The sequence below is a fragment of the Leifsonia sp. McL0607 genome, assembly GCF_049993355.1.
Taxonomy (GTDB): domain Bacteria; phylum Actinomycetota; class Actinomycetes; order Actinomycetales; family Microbacteriaceae; genus Leifsonia.
In genome coordinates this window covers 2313775-2336627 of sequence record NZ_CP188253.1, presented here as the reverse complement: position 1 = coordinate 2336627, position 22853 = coordinate 2313775, and the positions used below count along the sequence as shown (strand labels likewise).

The 22853-nt window shown below is 68.9% G+C and carries 21 protein-coding genes; 8 read left to right on the top strand and 13 right to left on the bottom strand.

Going from position 1 to position 22853, the window contains the following annotated elements; all coding sequences use genetic code 11:
• Positions 1 to 100 precede the first annotated feature (100 nt).
• Together ACPPVW_RS11265 and ACPPVW_RS11260 are read right to left on the bottom strand one after the other, a co-directional pair.
• A complete protein-coding gene (locus tag ACPPVW_RS11265) occupies positions 101 to 1975 on the bottom strand; it encodes a cation:proton antiporter (protein WP_426623213.1) in 1875 nt (624 codons plus the stop codon).
• Positions 1976 to 1990: 15 nt separating this feature from the next.
• Complete coding sequence (locus ACPPVW_RS11260; protein WP_426623212.1) at positions 1991 to 3427, bottom strand: NAD(P)H-quinone dehydrogenase; 1437 nt, start codon at positions 3425 to 3427, stop codon at positions 1991 to 1993.
• Between the two features lie 86 nt (positions 3428 to 3513).
• On the opposite strand from ACPPVW_RS11260, the gene ACPPVW_RS11255 reads away from it, so the two are divergent.
• Genes ACPPVW_RS11255 through bla form a run of 3 tightly spaced genes read left to right on the top strand, consistent with a single transcriptional unit; the run spans position 3514 to position 7035 of the window.
• Positions 3514 to 4347 (top strand): purine-nucleoside phosphorylase, encoded by an 834-nt coding sequence (locus tag ACPPVW_RS11255; protein WP_426623211.1) that lies wholly within the window; start codon positions 3514 to 3516, stop codon positions 4345 to 4347.
• Complete coding sequence (locus ACPPVW_RS11250) at positions 4344 to 6065, top strand: phospho-sugar mutase (RefSeq protein ID WP_426623210.1); 1722 nt, start codon at positions 4344 to 4346, stop codon at positions 6063 to 6065. Before ACPPVW_RS11255 ends, ACPPVW_RS11250 begins: the two co-directional genes overlap by 4 nt.
• A 43-nt stretch (positions 6066 to 6108) precedes the next feature.
• Positions 6109 to 7035: a class A beta-lactamase gene (gene bla, locus ACPPVW_RS11245; RefSeq protein ID WP_426623209.1), complete on the top strand. Its 927-nt coding sequence runs from the start codon at positions 6109 to 6111 to the stop codon at positions 7033 to 7035.
• A gap of 70 nt (positions 7036 to 7105) precedes the next feature.
• On the opposite strand, the gene ACPPVW_RS11240 is transcribed toward bla, so the two are convergent.
• The 10 genes from ACPPVW_RS11240 to ACPPVW_RS11195 form a co-directional block, all read right to left on the bottom strand.
• The gene (locus tag ACPPVW_RS11240) at positions 7106 to 7378 is read right to left on the bottom strand and encodes a PTS sugar transporter subunit IIB (RefSeq protein ID WP_426623208.1); all 273 of its coding nucleotides are present in this window, start codon (positions 7376 to 7378) and stop codon (positions 7106 to 7108) included.
• On the bottom strand, positions 7375 to 7833 hold the full coding sequence (locus tag ACPPVW_RS11235) for a PTS sugar transporter subunit IIA (protein ID WP_426623207.1): 459 nt from the start codon (positions 7831 to 7833) through the stop codon (positions 7375 to 7377). Before ACPPVW_RS11235 ends, ACPPVW_RS11240 begins: the two co-directional genes overlap by 4 nt.
• Before the next feature lie 24 nt (positions 7834 to 7857).
• Entirely contained in the window at positions 7858 to 8982 is a 1125-nt protein-coding gene (locus ACPPVW_RS11230) for an adenosine deaminase (RefSeq protein ID WP_426623206.1), read from the bottom strand.
• Between the two features lie 106 nt (positions 8983 to 9088).
• On the bottom strand, positions 9089 to 10393 hold the full coding sequence (locus ACPPVW_RS11225; protein WP_426623205.1) for a thymidine phosphorylase: 1305 nt from the start codon (positions 10391 to 10393) through the stop codon (positions 9089 to 9091).
• A 25-nt stretch (positions 10394 to 10418) separates the two neighbouring features.
• Positions 10419 to 10853 (bottom strand): cytidine deaminase, encoded by a 435-nt coding sequence (locus ACPPVW_RS11220; protein WP_426623204.1) that lies wholly within the window; start codon positions 10851 to 10853, stop codon positions 10419 to 10421.
• On the bottom strand, positions 10850 to 12142 hold the full coding sequence (locus ACPPVW_RS11215; RefSeq protein WP_426623203.1) for an ABC transporter permease: 1293 nt from the start codon (positions 12140 to 12142) through the stop codon (positions 10850 to 10852). Before ACPPVW_RS11215 ends, ACPPVW_RS11220 begins: the two co-directional genes overlap by 4 nt.
• A complete protein-coding gene (locus tag ACPPVW_RS11210) occupies positions 12139 to 13428 on the bottom strand; it encodes an ABC transporter permease (protein WP_426623202.1) in 1290 nt (429 codons plus the stop codon). The genes ACPPVW_RS11215 and ACPPVW_RS11210 overlap by 4 nt, the downstream gene beginning before the upstream one ends.
• Complete coding sequence (locus ACPPVW_RS11205; RefSeq protein ID WP_426623201.1) at positions 13425 to 14945, bottom strand: ABC transporter ATP-binding protein; 1521 nt, start codon at positions 14943 to 14945, stop codon at positions 13425 to 13427. Before ACPPVW_RS11205 ends, ACPPVW_RS11210 begins: the two co-directional genes overlap by 4 nt.
• Positions 14946 to 15169: 224 nt before the next feature.
• On the bottom strand, positions 15170 to 16246 hold the full coding sequence (locus tag ACPPVW_RS11200; RefSeq protein WP_426623200.1) for a BMP family lipoprotein: 1077 nt from the start codon (positions 16244 to 16246) through the stop codon (positions 15170 to 15172).
• Positions 16247 to 16454: 208 nt separating this feature from the next.
• Complete coding sequence (locus tag ACPPVW_RS11195) at positions 16455 to 17588, bottom strand: magnesium and cobalt transport protein CorA (protein ID WP_426623199.1); 1134 nt, start codon at positions 17586 to 17588, stop codon at positions 16455 to 16457.
• A 208-nt stretch (positions 17589 to 17796) separates the two neighbouring features.
• On the opposite strand from ACPPVW_RS11195, the gene ACPPVW_RS11190 reads away from it, so the two are divergent.
• The gene (locus ACPPVW_RS11190) at positions 17797 to 18918 is read left to right on the top strand and encodes a mannose-1-phosphate guanylyltransferase (RefSeq protein ID WP_426623198.1); all 1122 of its coding nucleotides are present in this window, start codon (positions 17797 to 17799) and stop codon (positions 18916 to 18918) included.
• A 9-nt stretch (positions 18919 to 18927) separates the two neighbouring features.
• Here the strand turns inward: ACPPVW_RS11190 and ACPPVW_RS11185 are convergent, their stop codons facing one another.
• On the bottom strand, positions 18928 to 19152 hold the full coding sequence (locus tag ACPPVW_RS11185) for a hypothetical protein (protein WP_426623197.1): 225 nt from the start codon (positions 19150 to 19152) through the stop codon (positions 18928 to 18930).
• 173 nt (positions 19153 to 19325) lie between these two features.
• On the opposite strand from ACPPVW_RS11185, the gene sdhC reads away from it, so the two are divergent.
• Genes sdhC through ACPPVW_RS11165 form a run of 4 tightly spaced genes read left to right on the top strand, consistent with a single transcriptional unit; the run spans position 19326 to position 22783 of the window.
• Positions 19326 to 19742: a succinate dehydrogenase, cytochrome b556 subunit gene (sdhC, locus tag ACPPVW_RS11180; protein ID WP_426623196.1), complete on the top strand. Its 417-nt coding sequence runs from the start codon at positions 19326 to 19328 to the stop codon at positions 19740 to 19742.
• 1 nt (position 19743) lies between these two features.
• Complete coding sequence (locus tag ACPPVW_RS11175; protein ID WP_426623195.1) at positions 19744 to 20187, top strand: succinate dehydrogenase hydrophobic membrane anchor subunit; 444 nt, start codon at positions 19744 to 19746, stop codon at positions 20185 to 20187.
• A 23-nt stretch (positions 20188 to 20210) separates the two neighbouring features.
• A complete protein-coding gene (sdhA, locus tag ACPPVW_RS11170) occupies positions 20211 to 22022 on the top strand; it encodes a succinate dehydrogenase flavoprotein subunit (protein ID WP_426623194.1) in 1812 nt (603 codons plus the stop codon).
• Positions 22022 to 22783: a succinate dehydrogenase iron-sulfur subunit gene (locus ACPPVW_RS11165; RefSeq protein WP_426623193.1), complete on the top strand. Its 762-nt coding sequence runs from the start codon at positions 22022 to 22024 to the stop codon at positions 22781 to 22783. Before sdhA ends, ACPPVW_RS11165 begins: the two co-directional genes overlap by 1 nt.
• Positions 22784 to 22853: the final 70 nt, after the last annotated feature.

Genomic DNA, 22853 nt, shown 5'->3' with positions numbered 1-22853 from the left:
TGGTAAATCCGGAGGCTCAAGACAATGTGGGCACATTTGTTGCGTTCGCACGGAGATCGGGCCGCGGGAGGACGATGATTCCGGAATTGCGCGCGCGGGGCTAGCCGGTGGCTTCGGTGGGGTCGCCCTTGAGGTCGATGCTGATCTCGTCGGCGTCGAGGTTGCTGAGGGCACCGGCTAGGACGTCGGCGCTGAAGGTGCCGTCGTCGCGGGCGTCGAGCAGGGCGTCGCGCTGAGCGCGGATGCGCAGCAACCGCGCCGCCTTGTGCTGGCCGAAGGCCTCCGGCGTGCGCTCCCGGGTCTCCGGCAGCGGAGCCGCCTCCCCGGCCTCGCGCAGTAGCTCCATGAGCCGCCCACGCTCCTCGCGCTCCGCCACGGGGTCGGAGGCCGTCGGCTTGACGATCCGCAGCGCCAGACCGAGCGTGCCGCCCTGCAGCAGCAGCGACCCGGCCGCCACCAGGAAGGCGATCAGCACCAGCGCCGAGCGACCGGGCGTGTCCTGCGGGAGGCTCTGGGCCGCCGCGACCGTGACCGCCCCGCGCATCCCCGCCCAGACGACGATGGAGCCCTCCCGCCAGCCCAACGGCGCTGCCGTGAAGTAGTCGATGTCGGCCAGCACCCGGCGCAAGCGCGTGCCGAACCGGGCGATGTTCTCGACCGTCCACGCCCGCTGTCTGGCCCGCTGACGACGCACCAGGCGACCGCGCCAGCCCGACGACGTCGCCCCGATGCTCTCGCGCGCGGACGCCGCTGCGTCGGGCACGCCGGCGACCTTGGCGACCTCCGCGTGCGCGATGGCCGGGTCGGCCGCGAGCAGCTCCGCGTGCGCTTCCGGGTCCGCGGCCGGGTCGCCCTCGGGCAACGCCGGGAGCGCTTCGGGAGGCTGCGGCCCCTGCTCGACGAGCCGCCGGGCGGCGTCTGGGTCCTGCAGCCGCTCCTGCAGCTTGGTGAGCGTCGGCCGCATCCGCTCCCTGCGCCGACTGCGGCGTGCCAGCAGCGCGAGCAGCGGGGCGACGAACGCGGCCCGAACGAGGATCGTCAGCAGGAGCGCCGCCGCGGCGATGCCGACCGCGGGCAGCACTCCCGAGTGGTCGTTCTGCACCTTCTCCACGATGCCGAACAGCTCGAGCCCCATCGTGAGGAAGATGAGCCCCTCCAGCACCAGTTCGACCGTGCGCCAGTTCTGGGAGTCCGACAGGCGGTGCTCCGGGGAGAGCATCCGCGGCGCCCTCCTGCCGGTGATGAGCCCGGCCACGACAGCGGCGACGAGTCCGGAGGCCCCGAGCGCCTCGGCGGGAATGGACGCCAGGAACGGCACCGTGAACGAGATGACGGTGTTGACCGTCGCATCCTTCACGCGTGAGCGCACGATGAGGTTCAACCGGCCGACCGCCCAGCCGAAGGCGACGGCGACGACCACCGAATAGAGGAACGACAGCGTGACCGCCCCGACCGTGAACGTCGCGACGGCTGCGGCCGCCACGGCCGCGCGCAGCAGTACAAGCGCCGTCGCGTCGTTGAGCAGGCTCTCGCCCTCCAGGATGGCGACCACACGCGGCGAGACGCCCGCGCGCTTCACGATGCCGGTGGCGACCGCGTCGGTCGGGCTCACGATCGCACCGAGCGCGACGCCCCAGCCCAGGCCCAGCCCGGGGATGGCCCACACGAAGAAGATCCCGAGCAGCAGCGAGCTCACGATGACGAGCACCACGGACAGCCCGCCGATCGCTCCGAACTCGCGGCGGAAGTTCATCGACGGCATCGACACGGAGGCCGAGTACAGCAACGGCGGCAGCACTCCCGCGATGATCCACTCCGGCTGGAGGGTCAGCGCCGGCACGAACGGGAGGAACGAGACGAGGATGCCGACGACCACCAGGACGAGCGGCGAGGCGACGCCGAAGCGCTGCCCGAAGGTCGTGGCCGCGGCGATGGTCAGCACGGCGAGGACGCCGATGACCAGGATCTCCTCCATCCGCCCCGCTCCCGACTAGAGCACGATGTGCATCGCGCGCGCGGCGTCCGAGATCGAGCCGGACAGCGACGGGTAGACCGTGAACGCCCTCGCGACCTGGTCGACCGTAAGCCGGTGCTCCACCGCCAGGGCGAGCGGGAAGATCAGCTCGGAGGCCCGCGGGGCGACGATGACGCCGCCGATCACGGTGCCGGACCCGGTGCGGGCGAACAGCTTCACGAAGCCGTCGCGGATGCCGAGCATCTTCGCGCGCGGGTTCGACTTGAGGGCGAGCTTGTAGATGTCGCCCTGGGCGATGCCCTCCTCGATCTGCTTCTGATTCCAGCCCACGGTCGCGATCTCGGGCTGGGTGAAGATGTTGCTCGTCACATTGCGCAGCTCGATCGGGTTCACGGCGTCGCCCATCGCGTGGAAGACCGCCGTGCGCCCCTGCATCGACGCGACGGAGGCCAGCGGCAGCAGATCGGAGCAGTCGCCCGCCGCGTAGATGTTCGGGATCGAGGTGCGGGCGACCCGGTTGACGCGGATGTGCCCGGACGGCGTGAGCTGCACGTCTGCCTCCTCGAGCCCGATGCCCGTGGTGTTCGGGGTGGATCCCACGGCCATCAGACAGTGGCTGCCCTCGACGGTTCGCCCGTCGGTGAGGGTCGCGACGACCCCGGTGTCCGTGCGGACGACCGACTCGGCACGGGACTTCGAGAGCACCTGCATGCCGTTGCGCTTGAAGACGTTCTCGATGACGCGCGCCGCGTCGGCGTCCTCGCCCGGGAGGACCTGGTCGCGCGACGAGATCAACGTGACCTTGGATCCGAGCGCGGTGTAGGCCGACGCGAACTCGGCGCCGGTGACGCCCGATCCGACGACGATGAGGTGCTCCGGCACGGTGGCCAAGTCGTAGAGCTGTGTCCAGGTGAGGACACGCTCCCCGTCGGGCACCGCGGACGACAGGATTCGCGGGCTCGCGCCCACGGCGATCACGATCGTGTCGGCCTCCACCCGGTCGAAATCGGTGCCGGAGGAGCCCATGCCGGTCGAGACGATGATCGCGCCGTCGCCGTCGAGCCGGCCCTCGCCGGTCACGATGCGCACGCCCGCTCGCACGAGCTGCGCCCGCATGTCCTCCGACTGCTGGCGCGCGAGCCCCATCAGGCGCTTGTTGACCGCGGCGAGGTTCACCGCGATCTCGGGACGCACCGGCTTGCCGCTCGTGCCCCGCGTGAAGAACTGCACGCCGAGGTCGGCCGCCTCGGCGATGGAGTTGGTGGCCTCCGCGGTGGCGATGAGGCTCTTCGAGGGGACGACATCCGTGATGACGGCCGAGCCGCCGACGCCGGAGCGCTCCACGAGCGTGACGTCCGCGCCGAGCTGCGCGCCGGCGAGCGCCGCCTCGTAACCGCCCGGGCCGCCGCCGAGCACGGCGATCCGCTGCTTCCGCTCGAATTCATAGGCCATGCCCATCATTCTTCCGTATAGCCGGTGCACCGATGCGCGGCGACGACCACCCTGTACCCGGCGAGGCCGCTCAGTAGAGTTGGCTCATGCTCGAAACCACCCAGAACCCGCTCGACGCCCCCGCCATCGACCCGTTCGAGATCGCGAGCCAGGCGGCGGCGCAGCTCGCCGCGAAGACCGGGGTCGAGAAGCACGACATCGCGCTGACGCTCGGCAGCGGTTGGGGCAAGGCGGCCGACCTCATCGGCGAGACCGTGGCCACCATCCCCGCGCACGAGATCGTCGGGTTCAGCAGACCGGCGCTGGAGGGCCACGTCGGCACCCTGCGCTCGATCCGCCTCCAGAACGGCAAGCACGCGCTGGTGATCGGCGCCCGTACGCACTACTACGAGGGCCACGGCGTGCGCCGAGTCGTGCACAGCGTCCGCACGGCGGCGGCGGCCGGGGCCACCACGATGGTGCTCACCAACGGCGCGGGCGGCATCAAGGAGAACTGGAAGCCGGGCACCCCCGTGCTCATCAGCGACCACATCAACCTGACGGCCGACTCCCCGCTCGAAGGCGCGACGTTCATCGACCTCACCGACCTCTACTCGAAGCGGCTCCGCGACCTGGCCCGCACGATCGACCCGACCCTCGACGAGGGCGTGTACACGCAATTCCGCGGCCCGCATTACGAGACGCCCGCCGAGGTGCAGATGGCCAAGGCGATCGGCGGTCACATCGTCGGCATGTCGACCGCGTTGGAGGCCATCGCCGCCCGCCAGGCCGGCATGGAGATCCTCGCCATGTCGCTGGTCACCAACCTCGCAGCGGGCATCCAGAAGACACCGCTCAGCCACCAGGAGGTCATCGACGCCGGGCGGGAGGCAGAACCGGTGATCAGCGCGCTGCTCGCCCAGATCGTGGAGGCCCTGTGAGCACGCACGACACGGTGAACACGGACGACACCTCCCAGCTGCTCGCCGACGCGCGCGCCTGGCTGGCGCAGGACCCCGACCCCGAGACGCGTGCGGAGCTCGAGTCGCTCGTCGTCGCGGCGGAGGCCGGCTCGGTAGAGGCCGTCGACGACCTCCGCTCGCGCTTCGACACCCGGCTGGAGTTCGGCACGGCGGGTCTCCGCGGTGGGATCGCCGCGGGCCCGAACCGGATGAACCGGGTGCTGGTCGCGCAGGCCGCCGCCGGGTTCGCCCACTGGCTCCAGGAGCACGCGGAGGGCACGCAGCCGTCGGTCGTCATCGGCTACGACGGCCGTAAGAACTCCGACGTCTTCGCTCGCGACACCGCCGAGCTGATGGCGGGAGCCGGTGTGCGCGCCGTGCTGCTGCCGCGTCTGCTGCCGACCCCGGTGCTCGCGTTCGCCGTGCGCCATCTCGACGCCAGCGCCGGCGTCATGGTGACCGCGAGCCACAATCCGCCGAACGACAACGGCTACAAGGTCTACCTCGGTGGCGAGAACCACGGCTCGCAGATCGTCTCGCCCACCGACACCGAGATCGCCGCGCACATCCTGGAGGTGGCGAAGGGCGACGTGGGCGACCTCCCGCGCTCGGAGCAGTTCGAGATCGCCTCGCCCGACCTGGAGCTCGCCTACGTCGAGGCGACCGCAGCCGTCGCGACGACGGCTGCGCCGCGCGACGCCGTCTCGTTCGCGTACACCGCGATGCACGGCGTCGGATGGCGAACGGCCGAGGCCGTTTTCGAACGCGTCGGCTTCTCGCGGCCGGTGGTCGTCGCCGCCCAGCGCGATCCCGACCCCGCGTTCCCGACGGTCTCGTTCCCCAACCCGGAGGAGCCCGGCGCGATGGACCTGTCGTACGCGACCGCCCGCGACGCCGGCGTCGACCTGATCATCGCCAACGACCCCGACGCCGACCGGCTCGCCGTCGCCATCCCCGACTCCGCGTCGACCGACGGATTCCGGCGCCTGAGCGGCAACGAAGTGGGGGCGCTGCTGGGCTGGCGCGCAGCCGAGCTCACCGAGCGCGCGGCGACCGATGGTGCGGCGTTCGGAGCGCTCGCGTGCTCCATCGTCTCCTCGCCCGCCCTCGCCGCCGTCGCCGCCGCCTACCATCTCGACTTCGCCGACACGCTGACCGGCTTCAAGTGGGTGTCCCGAGCGCCCGGGCTGATCTACGGCTACGAGGAGGCGCTCGGCTACCTGGTCAACCCGCAGACCATCCGCGACAAGGACGGCATCTCCGCCGCGACCGCGTTCCTCGACCTCGCGAACGAGCTCGCGGCGTCCGGCCGGACCATCGCCGACCACCTCGACGCGTTCGCGGAGCGGTTCGGCTACTTCGCCAGCGACCAGATCTCGATCCGCGTCACCGACCTCTCCCGCATCGGCGAGATCATGGCCGCCCTGCGATCGACGCCGCCGAGCCGTCTGGGCGCCGTCGCGGTCGACCACATCGACGACCTGCGCGACGGTTTCGCCGGCCTCCCGCCGAGCGATGTGCTGCGCATCGTCCTCGCCGACGGGTCGCGCGTGATGGTCCGCCCCAGCGGCACCGAGCCGAAGCTGAAGATCTACATCGACGCGTCCAGCGACGAGGGCTCGGTCGAGGAACGGCGTATGGAGGCTACGGGTCGCGTCGCCGCTCTCGCGGAGGCGATGCGCGTCCTGACGGGCTGAGTGCGGGTTTGACCCGCGGCCGGGAATGGTCGAAGCTGGGATAATGCGTGTGAAATTCCAGTTCGTCGTTCCCGTGATCGTGGTCGGCCTGCTCGCGGGATGCGCGCCCGCGGCGGACGGAGGCCCGACGAGCACATCGACCGCCACCCCGTCGGCCCCCGCCGACGCGCTCGCCAGCGCGGCGCAGAAGGAGTTCACGGCCCTGGAGTCGGAGCACGACGCGCGAGTCGGCGTCTACGCGATCGACACGGGAACGGGGAAGCAGATCGCCTATCGTGCCGACGCGCGCTTCGGCTACGCCTCCACGTACAAGGCCCTCGCGGCCGCCGCCGTGCTCGCCGACCCGCCGGCCGGCGGGCTCGACACCCCGGTCGCCTACACGTCCGACCAGCTGGTCACTTACTCCCCGATCACCGAACAGCACATCGCGACCGGGATGACGCTCCGCGAGATCGCGGACGCCGCGGTGCGCTACAGCGACAACACCGCGGGCAACCTGCTGTTCGACGCGCTCGGCGGTCCTGCCGGATTCCAGTCCGCTCTGCAGAAGATCGGCGACACGGTCACCCGGGCGGAACGCGTCGAACCGCAGCTGAACGAGCTCACGCCGGGCGCGACCGCTGACACCAGCACGCCGCGCGCGCTCGCGACCGACCTGCGCGCCTACGCGCTCGGCTCCGCCCTTGCGGCAGACGGCCGCGCACAGCTGAAGACCTGGCTGGTCGGCAACACCACGGGCGATAAGCTGATCCGTTCCGTCGCCCCGTCAGACTGGACGGTCGGCGACAAGACCGGAAGCGCCGACCATGGCACCCGCAACGACATCGCCGTGCTCTGGCGCGAAACCGGAAAGCCGATCGTGATGGCCGTGCTCACCGACCACACCGCGGCCGACGCCGACACCGACGACGCTCTCGTGGCCTCCGCCGCCGGGGCCGCACTGCGCGGGCTCGGCGCCCTCGGAGACTGAGCGTCGTCGATTCGTCACGAATGTCACCCGTGGGACCTGCCAGAGGCGACATTCGTGACGTCGGCGCAGGTCAGCCCAGGGCCTCGTCGAGCTTCTGCTCCAGCTCGTCGAGGTCGAAGTAGTTCTGCACCACGATGATGTCGGCGTTGGTCGGGCCGATCCGATCGACCAGCTCCGGGGAGGTGAGGATGATCTGCGCGTCGCTCGCCGCGGTGTTCACGCTCGCGACGTCTGCCGCGGTGACGTCGGCGTCGAGGCCGAGACGCTCGAGAACGCGCTCGGCGTTCACTTTCAGAATTCCGGAGGTGCCGATGCCTGCGCCGCAGATCGCGACGATCCTCACCGCGCTGCGTCCTCGGTGAGCGTGAGGATGCGCTGCACCTCCGCGACGTCGGGTGCCGCGGCCAGCGCCGGGATGGCCTCCGGGTCGTTGAATACGTTGGCGAGCTCGGCCACGCTCGTCACGTGGCCCTCGGGCGTCGAAACGGCGAGGCCGATCACCACCGAGACCGGGTCGTTGTGCGGGTGGCCGAACACCACAGGCTCGTCGAGCGTCACGACTGAGAGCCCGTCGTGGTGCACGTCGGGACCCGGACGAGCGTGGGCCAGCGCGAGGCCGGGGGCGATCACGATGTAGGCGCCGAACTCCTCGATCACCTGGATCATCCGAGCACCGTACTCCTGTTCCGTCGCGCCGGAACGCGTCAGCGCCTCCCCCGCCAGCTCCACGGCGTCGCGCCAGTCGGAGGCGTGGGCGCCGACGGTCACAGCGGAGTCGGGCAACGGTGGCAGCGGCATGTGTCCAGCGTACGCGTTAGCGCGTCACGAACCCTCGAAACCCGCTGTGATGATCTCGGCCAGTTCCTCGCGCTGCTCGACCGGGAGGAAGGCCCCCGCAGCGGCGTTCAGCTGGAAGATCTCGAGGTCGGTGCGGTCGTAGGAGAACGCGTCGGCGAGGATGCTCAGCTCGCGCGTGAGTGTGGTGCCGCTCATCAGGCGGTTGTCGGTGTTGACCGTCACCCGGAAGCCGAGCTGGTACAGCAGATCGAACGGGTGGTCGAGGATGTCGTCGCCCCATGCCGCGATCGCGCCCGTCTGCAGGTTGGAGGTCGGGCTGGTCTCGAGCGCGATCTCGCGGTCCTTGACCCACTGCGACAGCGTTCCGAGCGTGACGTAGGTGTTCTCGTCGTCCTGGCGCTCGATCGTGATGTCTTCGGCGAGGCGCACGCCGTGGCCGAGGCGCAGCGCGCGGCCGTCGAGGAGGGCGCTGCGGATGCTCTCGAGGCCGTCCGCCTCGCCCGCGTGCACGGTCGACGGGAAGAAGCTCGCGGCGAGGTAGTCGAACGCGGCACGGTGGTTCGAGGGCGGGAATCCCGCCTCCGGACCGGCGATGTCGAAGCCGACGGCTCCGCGGTCGCGGTGGCGCACGGCGAGCTCGGCGATCTCGAGGCTGCGGTCGGTGTGGCGCATGGCGCTCACCAGCTGGCCCACGCGGATGCGACGCCCGGTCGCGCGCACGTCGTCGATGCCCTGCTCGAGGCCGTCCTGCACGGCCTCCACGGTCTCGTCGAGGCTGAGGCCGCGGGTGAGGTGCTGCTCGGGAGCCCAGCGGATCTCGCCGTACACGACTCCGTCGGCGCCGAGGTCCTGCACGAACTCGCGGGCGACGCGGGTCAGCCCCTCACGCGTCTGCATCACGGCTGTCGTCAGGTCGAAGGTCTTGAGGTACTCCACGAGCGAGCCCGAGTTGGACTTCGCGGCGAACCAGGCGCCGAGCGCCACCGGGTCGTTCGCCGGGAGCTCGAGGCCGATCCCGTCGGCGAGTTCCAGCACCGTCGCGGGCCGCAGGCCGCCGTCCAGGTGATCGTGCAGCGACACCTTGGGCAGCGCGCGGATGTCGGTCCCGTCGCTCAGCGTGTACGCGCCGTCGTTCTCGTTCAAGCTCATGTCTCCCAATCTACTGTCCTGCGTCCTCCAGCAGGCAGCCGCCGAGTACGCAGACAATCCGTGTAGTCGGCGGTTTCTGACCGATTATCTGCGTACTCGGCGGCTGCTAGGCGATGCGCTCGGCGATGAGGGGGGTGCGGGGGACGGGGGTGCCGGGGGGTGCGATGCGGTAGGCGCCGTCGAGGGCCTCCAGGGCGCGCTCGAAGCGAGCCGGCTCGTCGGCCGAGAGGGTGAACAGCGGCTGGCCCGCGCGCACCTCGTCACCGGGCTTGGCGTGGAGGTCGATGCCGGCGGCGTGCTGCACCGGGTCCTGCTTGCGAGCGCGTCCGGCGCCCAGACGCCACGCCGCGATCCCGAACGGGAGTGCCTGCTGCTCGACCAGCACGCCGTCCGCCTCCGCGACGACCGTGTGCGTCTCGCGGGCGACCGGGAGTGCCGCGTCGGGGTCGCCGCCCTGGGCGCGGATGGTCTCGCGCCACTTGTCCATGGCGCGGCCGTCCTGCAGCGCGGCCTCCACGTCGGCGTCCGGGCGACCGGCGAGCGTCAGCATCTCACGCGCGAGCGCGACCGTCAGCTCGACGATGTCGGCGGGGCCGCCGCCGGCGAGCACCTCGACCGACTCGCGCACCTCGTTCGCGTTGCCGATCGCGAGGCCCAGCGGGACGTTCATGTCGGTGAGCAGCGCGGAGGTCGCGACGCCCGCGTCCCTGCCGAGCTCGACCATCGTGCGGGCGAGTTCGCGCGACTGCTCGATCTCCTTGAGGAAGGCGCCGGAACCGAACTTGACGTCGAGCACAAGCGCGCCGGTTCCCTCGGCGATCTTCTTCGACATGATGGAGGACGCGATCAGGGGGATGGCCTCCACCGTGCCGGTGATGTCGCGGAGCGCGTACAGCTTGCCGTCCGCGGGAGCGAGCCCCGAACCGGCCGCGCAGATCACACCGCCCTGGTTGCGGAGTTGAGCGAACATCTCCTCGTTGCTGAGGTTCGCGCGCCAGCCGGGGATGCTCTCGAGCTTGTCGAGCGTGCCTCCCGTGTGGCCGAGCCCACGGCCCGAGAGCTGCGGGACCGCGACGCCGAATGCGGCGACGAGCGGCATCAGAGGCAGGGTGATCTTGTCGCCGACACCGCCGGTGGAGTGCTTGTCGGCCGTGGGCTTGCCGAGGCCGGAGAAGTCCATCCGCTCGCCCGACGCGATCATCGCCAGGGTGAGGTCCTTGATCTCGCGGCGGGTCATCCCGTTGAGGAAGATCGCCATCGTCATAGCCGACATCTGCTCGTCGCCGACATAGCCGCGCGTGTACGCGTCGACCAGCCAGTCGATCTCGGCACGGCTCAGCTCGCCCCTGTCGCGCTTGGTCCTGATCAGGTCGACGGCGTCGAACGCCTCGACCGCTCCTGCGGTGCTCACGAAGATGTAACCCCTACGTCGTTGGTCATACTGTGTCGTTTGTCGTACTGTGCTCGTCGGCGTAGGCGGCGAGCTGCCGCGGCCCGAAGGCGTCCGGCAGCACCTGGTCGATCGTGCGGATGCCGGAGACGGTCTCCAGCAGCATTCCCTCGGCGGAGTGCTCGTAGAGCAGCTGCCGGCAGCGACCGCATGGCATCAACGTGTCGCCGTCGCCGTTGACACAGGTGAAGGCGACCAGTCGGCCGCCGCCGGTCATCGCGAGGGAGGACACCAGGCCGCACTCGGCGCACAGGGTGATACCGTAGCTGGCGTTCTCCACGTTGCAGCCGCTGATGATGCGGCCGTCGTCCACCAGCGCCGCCGCTCCCACAGGGAACTTCGAGTACGGCACGTAGGCGTGCGTCATCGCCCTGTTCGCTTCCGCCCGGAGCGCGGCCCAGTCGATCTGCTGCCCGGTCATGACTTGATGTACGGCTTTCCGTCCGCGGCCGGCGCACGCGACACCCCGACGAGCCCGGCGACCGCGAAGATCGTCACGACGTACGGCAGCATCAGCATGAACTCGCTCGGGACCGGCGAGCCGATGATGCTGAGCACGTTCTGCAGGTTCGTCGCGAAGCCGAACAGCAGTGCCGCGAGGGTCGCCCGGATCGGGTCCCAGCGCCCGAAGATCACGGCTGCTAGCGCGATGAAGCCCTGACCGGCGGTCATCTCCTTGGAGAAGGCGCCCACCGAGCCGAGCGTAAAGTACGCGCCGCCGAGGCCGGCGACCGCGCCCGCGAGCGACACGTTCCAGAAGCGCGTGCTGTTGACGTTGATGCCGACCGTGTCCGCGGCCTCCGGGTGCTCGCCGACGGAGCGCAGGCGCAGGCCCCAGCGGGTCTTGAACAGCCCGTACCAGACGACGAACACGGCGATGTACATCAGGTATTCGATGATCGACTGGTCGAACAGCACCTTGCCGACGACCGGGATCTCGCTGAGCAGCGGGATGGGCCAGCTCGGCAGCCGAGGCGGGTGGTTCAACACCGGCGGGTCCACCGCGAGCACCTGCGAGTACAGGAAGTTCGTCAGGCCGACGACCAGGACGTTGAGCACGACTCCGACGATCACCTGGTCGACCAGGTATTTGATCGCGAAGGCGGCGAGGACGAATGAGACGAGGACGCCCGCGACCATGGCAGCGATGAGGCCGACGGCCCAGCTGCCGGTCAGTGTCGCGGTCATCGCCGACACGAACGCCCCGGCCAGGAGCTGGCCCTCGATGGCCACGTTCACGACACCGCCCCGCTCGGAGATGACACCGCCCAGCGCGCCGAACACCAGCGGGACGGCGAGACTGATCGTCCCGAGGAACAGGCCCGTGATCGGCACGGGATAGGGGCTGCCCGAGTCCGCCCAGGCCAGGAAGCCGAACATGAAGATCAGCGCGAAGAGGACGACCATCCAGATCGGGGTCTTGCGCGCCTTCCAGGAGTACCAGCCGCTGATCGCGGTGAGGATCGCCAGCAGGATGGTGACGGCGACCGTCGTGACCTGGGTGTCGACGGTGAGGTTCGGCAGTTTGATCGCGTCGGAGTTCTCCGAGAAACGGAAGGTGCTGGCGCCGTGGCGCGGGAACCCGAAGAACAGGATGACGCTGAGGACGACGAACACGCCGAAGGCGATGGGCGCCTTCCAGGAGCGGATCTCGGCCTTCTCGAGGACGATCGGCGAGGAGTCGGGGACGACGGGGGCCGCGGTGCTCACTTGGCCGCCACCTCCTTCGTGACGATGGGTCGCTGTCTGCGGGGCGTGCTCCCGGGCGTCGGGAGGCGGAAGATCGCCCGCACCAGCGGCGGCGCGGCGACGAAGAGCACGATGAGGGACTGCATGACCAGCACGATGTCGATCGGGATGCCGCCCGCCTGGATCGTGTAGCCGCCGGCCTTGAGCGCGCCGAAGAGGAGGCCGGCGACGAACACGCCCCACGGCCGCGACCGGCCGAGCAGCGCGACGGTGATCGCGTCGAAGCCGATGCCTGCGTCGACGCCCGAGCTGATGCCGGCAGGGAAGACGCCGAGCGCCTGGCTGGCACCCGCGACGCCGACGAGGGCTCCGGCGAGGAGCATGGCGTACACGTAGATGTTCTTGACGTTGATGCCGGCGACGCGCGCGGCGCTGGGGTTCTCTCCCACCGCGCGGAAGCGGAAGCCGAGGCTCGACCGGTTGATCAGCCACCACACGAAGACGGTCGCAGCGATCACCACGACGAACGCCCAGGTGAGGTTGTACTGCACGCCCAGCAGCGGAGGGAACACCGCGTTGGCGTGGATCGGCGGCGCCTTCGGGTTGTTCGACCCCGGCGCCTGCAGCAGGCCCTGGGTGCGCAGCATGTACGAGATCAGGTAGAACGCGATGTAGTTGAGCATGATCGTCACGATCACCTCGTGCGCGCCCGTCCTCGCCTTCAGGAGGCCGACGATGCCGGCCCAGATCGCGGCACCGGCGATACCGGCGAGAACCGCGACGACCAGGTGGATGACCGGAGGCAGGTGGAACGAGAAGCCCACCCACGCGGCAGCGGCCGCACCGATCAGCAGCTGACCTTGGCCACCGATGTTGAACAGGCCCACGCGGAACGCCAGCGCCACGCCGAGACCGGCGACGATGAGCGGCGTCGCGAAGGTCAGCGTCTCGGTCAGCGGGCGGATCCCCGCCGCGAACGTCGGCCGGCCGAAGTTGTAGATCGCGCCCTGGAACATCGACGTGTACGCGCTCGACACGGCGCTCCAGATCGCCGAGAAGGTGTCGCCCGGCCGGGCGAAGAAGTAGACGGAGGCCTTCTGCACGCCCGGGTCCGTGAACGCGATCAGGATCGCTCCGACGATGAGCGCCAGCACGACGGCCAGGATGGAGATGACCACCGGGCCGCCCATGATGTCGCGGATCGCCTTGTTCCAGCGGTCGTCGTTCTGCGGCTTCGCGGCCGGCTGCCCCGGCTGCGCGGGCTGGGCCGGCGCCACGGGCTGGCTGGGCGTGGGAGTCCCGGTCATGCTGCTGCTCCTGCCTGCTCCGGCGACTCGCCGGCCATCATGAGGCCGAGGACGTCGCGCGAGGTGTTCCCCGGCACGATTCCGACGATCCCCCCGCGGTACATCACAGCGATGCGGTCGGCGAGCGCCGCCACCTCGTCGAGCTCGGTGGACACCACGATCACGGGCACGCCCGCGTCGCGCGTCGCGACGATGCGCTTGTGCACGAACTCGATCGATCCCACGTCGAGGCCGCGCGTCGGCTGCGCCGCGACGAAGAGGCGGAGGTCGCGGCTGAGCTCGCGCGCGAGCACCACCTTCTGCGCATTGCCGCCCGAGAGCCGGCCGACCTTGCTGTCGCTGGACTGGGTGCGCACGTCGAACTCGCGCACCTTCTCGTCGGCGAAGTCCTTGAGGTACGAGAACTGGATCGTGCCGCCCTTGACGAACGGGGCGCTCGTCGAGCGGTCGAGCATCAGGTTCTCCTGGATGCTGAACTCCCCCACGAGGCCGTCCTCGTTCCGGTCCTCCGGGATGAAGCCGACACCGGCGTCGAGCACCTTGCGCGGGCTGCGGCCCTGGATGGGCTCGCCGTCGAGGAGGATCTCGCCCTCGACCCGCGGCTGCAGGCCGAGGATGGCCTCCGTCAGCTCGGTCTGGCCGTTGCCCTGCACGCCGGCGATGGCGAGGATCTCGCCCGCGCGGACCTCGAAGCTCACCTTGTTCACCACGAGCTGGCCGATCGGGTCGATCACCGAGAGGTCGCTGACGACGAGCGCTGGCGCACCCGGGTTCGCCTCCCCCTTCTCGACGGTGAGCGAGACGGCGCGGCCGACCATCATAGAGGCCATCTCGGCGTTGGTCGCGGTGGGCTCGGTCTCGCCGACCACCTTGCCGAGCCGGATGACGGTGATGCGGTCGGCGACCTCCCGCACCTCGCGCAGCTTGTGCGTGATGAACACGATCGCGGTGCCCTGCTCCTTGAGCTGGCGCATGATCGCCATCAGCTCATCGGTCTCCTGCGGGGTCAGCACGGCGGTGGGCTCGTCGAAGACCAGCACCTTGGCGTTCTGCGAGAGCGCCTTGATGATCTCCACACGCTGCTGCACGCCGACCGGAAGGTCCTCGACGAGAGCGTCGGGGTCGACGTGGAAACCGAACCGGGCCGAGATCTCGCGCACCTTCGCGCGAGCGGCCGCCAGATCGAGCCGACCGCCGAGCTTGGTCTGCTCGTGGCCGAGCATGACGTTCTCGGCGACGGTGAAGACGGGGATCAGCATGAAGTGCTGGTGGACCATGCCGATGCCGGCCTTCATGGCGTCACCGGGGCCGGCGAAATGCTGAGCCTCGTCGTCGAGCAGGATCTCGCCCTCGTCGGCCTGATAGAAGCCGTAGAGCACGTTCATCAGCGTCGACTTACCTGCACCGTTCTCGCCGAGCAGGCAGTGGATCTCGCCGGGTTCGACCGTGAGATCGATGTGGTCGTTCGCGACCAGGGCACCGAACCGTTTGGTGATGCCGCGAAGTTCGAGCTTCATTTCGGGTGGGTTCCTTCTCTACTCGCCCGGGTGAGCATAGAGACTACTGAGGTGAGGCACGCGACAACGGCTCGCGGCCACGATGCGCTTCCTCACCCTACCTTTCTGCGCATATGTCAGTGTGTGCTCAAACGAGCGCCCCCGACAAGACTGCGCCGGACGTGCGACGGGGAGGCCAGCGAAAGCGCTGACCTCCCCGTCGAGTGCTGTCGTGCCGGTTACTGCTACGGCGACGAGGGCGAGGTGACCTTGATCGAGCCGTCGATGATGCCGGCCTTGATCTTGTCGAGTTCGCCCTGCAGGCTCGAGTCCACCTTCGAGGCGAAGTTGTGGAACGGAGCGATGCCGACGCCGTCGTTCTTCAGCGTGCCGACGTACGGCGTGCTGTCGAACTTGCCCTTCGCGGCCTGGGTGACCACGTCGTTGGTGGCCGGCTTCATGCCCTTCATGACCGAGGTGAGGAGCAGGTCCTTCACGGTCGGGTCGGACTGGTAGACGTCGGCGTCGACACCGATCATCGCGATCGGCTTGCCGGAGTCGCGGATGGCCTGCGCGGCCGACTGGTAGATCGGGCCGCCGACCGGCATGATGACGTCGGCGTTCTGGTCGATGATGCCCTGAGCGGTATTCTTGGCCGTCTCGTTGGCGTCGAAGCCACCGGTGAAGGAGCCGTTCTGCTTGACGACGTCCCAGCCGACGACCTTGACCGACTTGCTCTTCTGGTCGTTGAAGTACTTCACGCCGTCAGCGAAGCCGTCCATGAAGATGGTGACGGTCGGGATCTGCATGCCGCCGAAGGTGCCGACGATGCCGGTCTTGGTGTAGCTCGCGGCCGCGTAGCCGGCGAGGAACGCCGCCTGGGCGGTGTCGAAGATGATCGGCTTGACGTTCTTGGCGGTGATCGAGTTGTCGTCGATGATCGCGAAGTCGACGTCGGGGTTCGCGGCTGCGGCCTTCTTGGTCGCGTCGGCGAGCAGGAAGCCGACGGTGACGATCAGGTTGCAGTTCGCGTCGACCATGCTCTGGATGTTCGGGGCGAAGTCGTTCTCGCTCTTCGACTCGGCCTTGTTGTACTTGACGCCGAGGGTGCTTGCGGCCTGCTGGAGGCCCTCGTAGCCGAGCTGGTTGAACGAGTGGTCGTCGAATCCACCAGAGTCGGAGACCATGCAGGGCAGGAACTTGCTGTTCGCCGCCGCCGTGGACGAATTGTCCGAGGGGGCAGCCGAACACGCGGCGAGCAGCGCGACGACGCCGGTCACCGCCAGGCCGACGAGGCCGGCCTTACGGGCTGTGATTGTCAAGGTAGTCCTCCAAGGTGCAGGCCTCCCGCTGGTGCCGGAAGGCCAGTGTATGCAGTGCACGTTACCGAATGTGACGAACGGCTCTGATCGAAAATCCGGCTTCTTCATGCAAGCGTTACAAACGCGCGCGCCGTTGGCACCTGCTCATTTGAGCAGGTGCCAACGGCGACGGTCGTCCGGCGTCCCTCGAAGGGGAGCAGACCCTCCGCTACATCCAGCCGCGCTTCTTGAACACGGCGTACAGCAGCGCGCTCAGCCCCACCATCGCCAGCACGGCCAGCGGGTAGCCGAGCGGCCATTCCAGCTCGGGCATGTTCGTGAAGTTCATCCCGTAGATGCCCGCGATGAGCGTAGGCGCGAACAGGATCGCCGCCCAGGAGGAGATCTTCTTGACCTCTTCGCCCTGCCGGTGGGTGGAGTGCGCGAGCCGCGTCATCTCCTCGTTCTGGCGCTCCGACACGAGCGTCGAATTCACCGTCAGGATGTCGCGGAGCAGGTAGCGGAACCCGTCGACACGCTCGTTCACCTGCGTGAGGTGGTCGGCGACGTCGCGCAGACGGCGTTCCAGCTCCTCGGTGACACCGTACTTGGCCGAGCCGCGTTCCAGCGCCACCATGACCGCCGACAGCGGGTGCGTCGCGCGCTGGAAGTCGATGACCTCCCGCGACAGTTCGTAGATGCGGCGGGAGACCAGGGCGTCCCCGCCGAACACCTGCGTCTCGATCTCGTCGATATCGTTGGCGAGACCGGCGACGACCGGGCTGTAGGCGTCGACCACCGCGTCGATGATGGCGTAGAGGATGGCCTGTGGCCCCAGCGCGAGCAGCTCGCGCTCGCGCTCCATCCGGTGCCGGACCGTCGACAGGTCGGGCGACTCGCTGTGACGCACGGTGATGACGAAGTTCGGGCCGACGAACAGGTGGAGTTCGCCGAAGTCGACCTCCTCCGGCACGTCGAGGTAGTTCGCCGCCTTGAGCACCACGAACAGCACCGAGTCGTAGCGCTCCAGCTTGGGCCGCTGATGCGCGACGATCGCGTCCTCGATGGCGAGCGGGTGGAGGCTGAACTCCTCCGCCAGCGACAGCAGCTCCTTCTCGCTGGGCCGGTACAGCCCGATCCAGGCGACACCGCCCGGCGTCTCGTCGAGGGCCCGGTAGGTCTCGGCCAGGGTGTGCGGGGAGGCCACCCGCACGCCGTCGGCGTAGATCGCACTGTCGACCATGCTGCTGCGGGAGGCCGGCCGCGGCTCCGTCAGCACGGGAGCCGGCGAACTGGGAGGATCGACCCGCCGGGCTCGGGACACGAAGGGCATCGGGATGCCGCGTCGGTTCGGGTTCGCCATGGTTCACCTCCTGGTGCGTGCGGATACGTCAGACGGCTCGGCGACGCCCGATGACCTGGGCCACCGGGCGACGGAGCCACCTAACTGTACGCGCGCCGCCTGCCCGACGGCTGCACGTGGCGGCGTCCCACGTCGCCTTCAGTGTCGCGGTGCGGAATGACCCAGCTGTGAACAGAAGGTGACCGGGACGGCTCGGTATCCTTTCGCCATGACAACTCCTCGCGTGCTCGACCGGTTCTACAGCGTCATCCCGGCCGGCGGGATCGGCTCACGGCTGTGGCCGCTGTCCCGGGCGGACGCCCCGAAGTTCCTGCACGATCTCACGGGTTCCGGTCACACGCTGCTGCGCGACACCTGGGACCGACTGAGCCCGATCTCGGGCGAGCAGCGGATCATGGTCGTCACCGGGCGCGCGCACCGCGCCGCCGTGGAGGCCCAGCTCCCCACGCTGGCCGACGCCAACGTCGTCCTGGAGTCGGAGCCGCGCGACTCGACGGCCGCGATCGGCCTGGCCGCCGCCATCCTCGAGCGCCGCGAGCCCGGTGTGATCATCGGATCCTTCGCGGCCGATCACGTCATCCACAACCAGCGCCTGTTCGCCGTCGCGGTGAAAGAGGCGGTCGCCGCCGCGGACCAGGGCTACATCACCACCATCGGCATCAAGCCCACCGAGCCGGCGATCGGCTTCGGCTACATCCATTGCGGTGGCGCGCTGACACTGGCGGGCGCCCCGAGCGCCCTCGCCGTCGAGTCCTTCGTCGAGAAGCCCGACCTCGTCACGGCCGAGGGCTTTCTCGCCAGCGGCTCGTACCTCTGGAACGCCAGCATGTTCATCACCAGGGCCGACCGCCTCCTCGAGGAGATCGGACGGTCGAAGCCGGAGCTGCTGGCTGGGCTGCTCGAGCTTGCGGCGGCGTGGGACGACCCCGCGGCCCGCGGGCCGGCTGTCGACCGCATCTGGCCGAACCTCGAGAAGATCGCCATCGACTACGCGGTCGCCGAGCCCGCGGCGGCCGCCGGCCGGCTCGCCGTGATCCCCGGCTACTTCGACTGGGACGACGTCGGGGACTTCGCGTCCCTCTCCAAGCTCAACTCGGGAGGCCGCACGACCGACCTGGCGATCCTCGGCGCCGACGCCCGCGTGCTCGCCGACGCCTCCAGCGGCATCGTGGTCAGTCAGACGAAGCGGGTCATCAGCCTCATCGGGGTGAAGGACATCGTGATCGTCGACACGCCCGACGCGCTGCTGGTGACGACCACGGACAATGCGCAGCGCGTCAAATCGGTGGTCGACGCCCTCAAGGTCGCCGGCTCGACGGACGTGCTCTGACCTGCCTGGTCAGTCGACGACCGAGGGACCGCTTTGCACGTCTCTCGCGATCCGCGAGATCTCCTCGTCGCTGAGCTGGATCCCGGCGTCGTCGAGCCGCTGGCGGAGCGCCCGCTCGCTGCCCTCCAAGGGCCGCAACTGCAGGTCGGCGCGCATCTGCTCGATGATGCCACTGATCCTCTCGCCACGCCCGGCATCGGTGCTGCCGTCCATGATCGGTTCGTCCTGCGTCATGCCGTGGACGGTACGCCGCCAACCCACCCGGTCAACCGTCCGAGCCTCCCGCAATTATCTCGACGTCGAGATAACCAAGGGCACCCTAAGCAGCGCCCGAGGGGCACGCGGCATAGACTTGCCACGCGCTTCGTGCGCCTTCTTTCAGCGATCGCAACCAGGGAGGGTTGTTCGTGCCAGAGCAAGCGGCAGGGACCCTGCAACCGACGAAGTCGAGGCCGGGCGGCACACTGTACCGCGGCCGGGAGGGCATGTGGTCGTGGGTGCTTCACCGCATCACCGGCGTCGCCATCTTCTTCTTCCTCCTCGTCCACATCCTCGACACCTCGCTCGTCCGGGTCAGCCCCGAAGCGTACAACGCGGTGATCGGGACCTACAAGAACCCGATCATGGGATTCGGAGAGATGGCGCTGGTCGCGGCGGTCATCTTCCACGCCTTCAACGGCATCCGGATCATCCTGATCGACTTCTGGAGCAAGGGCGTCAAGTACCAGAAGGTCATGTTCTGGATCGTCATCGTGCTCTGGGTCGTCCTGATGGCCGGTTTCGTGCCGACCCAGCTCATACACATCTTCTCGGAGGTGAACTGACGTGACGACCATCGAGGCACCTCGCACACCGGCCCGTCCGGCCCGCAAAGGCGTCAACTGGGAGAAGTGGGGCTGGATCTACATGCGCGCCTCCGGCGTGCTGCTGGTCATCCTGATCTTCGGCCACCTGCTGATCAACCTCGTCCTCGGCGACGGCGTCCAGCAGATCGACTTTGCGTTCGTCGCCGGCAAGTACGCCACGCCGTTCTGGCAGGTCTGGGACCTCCTCATGCTCTGGCTCGCGCTCATCCACGGCGGCAACGGCATGCGCACACTGGTCAACGACTACGCGCACAACCGCACCGTGAACCGCATCCTCAAGTGGGCGATCGCCGCGGCAGTCGTCGTGCTGGTCCTGCTCGGCACGCTCGTGATCTTCACCTTCGACCCGTGCCCGGTGGGCGCCCACGCGGCCGACCTGCCTTCGTTCTGCCCGGCCAAGTGACTGACTGACGGAAATCAACAGCTGTGACAACTGAAACCACCGAATCCACCGAATCCACCGTCATCGACGGCGTCCATTACCACGAGTTCGACATCGTCATCGTCGGCGCCGGCGGCGCCGGCATGCGCGCGGCCATCGAGGCCGGCCCGCACGCGAAGACCGCGGTGATCTCGAAGCTCTACCCCACCCGCTCCCACACCGGCGCGGCGCAGGGCGGCATGGCCGCGGCGCTCGCCAACGTCGAGGAGGACAGCTGGGAGTGGCACACCTTCGACACCGTTAAGGGCGGCGACTACCTCGTCGACCAGGACGCCGCGGAGATCCTCGCCAAAGAGGCCATCGACGCGGTCATCGACCTCGAGAACATGGGCCTGCCGTTCAACCGCACGCCCGAGGGCAAGATCGACCAGCGCCGCTTCGGCGGTCACACCCGTGACCACGGCAAGGCGCCGGTGCGCCGGGCCTGCTACGCGGCCGACCGCACCGGTCACATGATCCTGCAGACGCTGTTCCAGAACTGCGTCAAGCTCGGCATCAATTTCTTCAACGAGTTCTACGTCCTCGACGTGATCATGAACGAGGTCGAGGGCCTCGAGCAGCCGGCGGGCGTCGTGGCGTACGAGCTCGCGACCGGCGAGCTGCACGTCTTCCACTCGAAGGCGATCGTCTTCGCCACCGGCGGCTTCGGCAAGATCTTCAAGACAACCTCCAACGCGCACACCCTCACCGGTGACGGTGTCGGCATCATCTGGCGCAAGAGACTTCCACTGGAGGACATGGAGTTCTTCCAGTTCCACCCGACCGGCCTCGCCGGGCTCGGCATCCTCCTCACCGAGGGCGCCCGAGGCGAGGGCGCGATCCTCCGCAACGCTAGCGGCGAGCGGTTCATGGAGCGCTACGCCCCGACTATCAAAGACCTCGCACCGCGCGACATCGTCGCACGCTGCATGGTGCAGGAGGTCGCGGAAGGCCGCGGTGCCGGCCCGCACAAGGACTACGTGCTCCTCGACTGCACCCACCTGGGTGCGGAGGTCCTGGAGACCAAGCTCCCCGACATCACCGAGTTCGCGCGCACCTACCTGGGTGTCGATCCGGTCGTGGAGCCGGTGCCGGTGATGCCGACCGCGCACTACGCGATGGGCGGCATCCCGACCAACAACAACGCCGAGGTGCTGCGCGACAACACGACGGTCGTCCCGGGCCTGTACGCCGCCGGCGAGTGCGCCTGTGTGTCGGTGCACGGATCCAACCGCCTCGGCACCAACTCGCTGCTCGACATCAACGTGTTCGGCAAGCGCGCAGGCAACAACGCGGTCGAGTACGTCAAGACCGCCACCGCCGTCCCGCTGCCCGCCGACCCCGCCAAGGGCGTCCGTGAGATGATCGACGGTCTGCGCGCCTCCACCGGCACCGAGCGAATCGCGGCGATCCGCAAGGAGCTCCAGGACGAGATGGACAGGAACGCCCAGGTGTTCCGCACCGACGAGTCGCTCGAGAAGGTCACCGGCACCATCCACGCCCTGCGCGAGCGCTACAAGAACATCGTCGTGCAAGACAAAGGCAAGCGCTTCAACACCGACCTCCTGGAGGCCGTCGAGCTGGGGTTCCTGCTCGACCTCGCCGAGGTCGTCGTCTTCTCCGCACGCAACCGCAAGGAGTCGCGCGGTGGCCACATGCGCGACGACTACCCGAAGCGCGACGACGAGAACTACATGCAGCATACGATGGCTTACCTCACCGGCGACCCGCACTCCGCCGACGCGGCAGACCACATCACGCTCGACTGGAAGCCGGTCGTCGTGACCCGCTACCAACCGATGGAGAGGAAGTACTGATGTCCAACGCCGTGCTCGAGACTCCCCCGGCCCCCGAGGCCCCCATCCAGTCGTTCACCGTGACGCTCATCATCCGCCGATTCGACCCAGACGCGGACACCGAGCCGCGCTGGCAGGACTTCGACGTCGAGCTCTTCCCGACCGACCGTATCCTCGACGCGCTGCACAAGATCAAGTGGGAGCAGGACGGCTCGCTGACGTTCCGCCGCTCGTGCGCCCACGGCATCTGCGGCTCGGACGCGATGCGCATCAACGGCCGCAACCGCCTCGCCTGCAAGACGCTGATCAAAGACCTGGACATCTCCAAGCCGATCTACGTCGAGGCGATCAAGGGCCTCCCGCTCGAGAAGGACCTCATCGTCGACATGGAGCCGTTCTTCGCGAGCTACCGCGAGGTCCAGCCGTTCCTGGTCGCGAGCACGAAGCCCGAGAAGGGCAAGGAGCGCATCCAGTCCGTCGCCGACCGCGCCCGCTTCGACGACACCACCAAGTGCATCCTCTGCGCCGCGTGCACGTCGTCCTGCCCGGTGTTCTGGACCGACGGCCAGTACTTCGGCCCGGCGGCGATCGTCAACGCGCACCGCTTCATCTTCGACTCGCGCGACGACAACGCGCAGGTGCGCCTCGACATCCTCAACGACAAGGAGGGCGTGTGGCGCTGCCGCACGACCTTCAACTGCACCGACGCCTGCCCGCGCGGAATCCAGGTGACGCAGGCGATCGCGGAGGTGAAGCAGGCCATCATGCGCGGCAAGCCCTGACCGCGCCGGAACAAGCGACGAAGCCCTCGCATCCCGAGGGCGCCTTCGTCGTATGCGCGTCAGTGATGGT